The sequence below is a fragment of the Streptomyces sp. ATLC9 genome (assembly GCF_057196705.1).
This window is the reverse complement of the sequence record NZ_JBXUOY010000545.1, coordinates 1-826: the sequence shown is the minus strand read 5'-3', so window position 1 is coordinate 826 and position 826 is coordinate 1. Positions and strand designations below refer to the sequence as shown.

Sequence of the window (826 nt, the reverse complement as noted above, 5' to 3'; positions counted from 1 at the left end):
GGCTGGCGGCTCCTGCGGAAGCTCCGCTGCGGCACCACCCGGATCACCGCCATCGTCCGAGCCGTCGTCGCCCTCGAACTCGCCAACTGATCAAGATGAAAAATCTTCACTTTGCCCACCAGCCATCCACCGCCTTGAGCGAGACCTTGAACACCGCCGCGACATCCTCACGGCTCCGGCCCTCGACCAGCGCGGCCACCGCCCGCAACCGCAACGCCTCCTGCGCCGACGGCGACAAGTGCCGCGCGCCCCCACCAGATCACTGACGTTTTCTCAGTGAAATGATCTATGCGAAGCGGCGTGAACCGCTCCCTGCGTGAGCAGGCCGGGCAATCCCTGCCCCGGCCGTGGGCAGACGTAAAGCCCCTGGTAGGACAGGTCTCACCACAAGATCATGTCCGCAACCACCAGAGGCTTCACGTTGGTCCCCCATGTTGCCACGCTCGACGTTCCCCGCCACGTCGTGGACCACCTGTCCCGTCTCCTGGGCCGCGCACCGGCGGCGCATCGGCACTCCGCGCGGCAGCCGGGCGCTGGGCCCGTTCCGCCAGGCCGTACTGGTGCTGCGCTGGTTCCGCGAACGCGGCTGCGTGCACTGCCTGGCCCGCGACGCGGGCGTCTCCCAGGCCACCGGCTACCGATACCCGCACGAAGGCATCGACGTCCTGGCCGAACAGGCCCCGGACCTGCACGAGGTCCTTCACCGCTGCCGGCACGACGGCATGAGTCACGTCATCCTCGACGGCACACTCATCGAGACGGACCGCCTGGCCGGTGTCCGCGACAACGGCAACGACCTGTGGTTCAGCCAGAAACACAAGGCGTT

The 826-nt window shown here is 67.7% G+C and carries 2 pseudogenes; both read left to right on the top strand.

The window, feature by feature from the left end:
- Nucleotides 1-90 (top strand): annotated as a pseudogene (locus tag AC2CJA_RS26960) (IS5/IS1182 family transposase); the annotation flags it as partial.
- Between the two features lie 331 nt (nt 91-421).
- Nucleotides 422-826 (top strand): annotated as a pseudogene (locus AC2CJA_RS26955) (transposase); the annotation flags it as partial.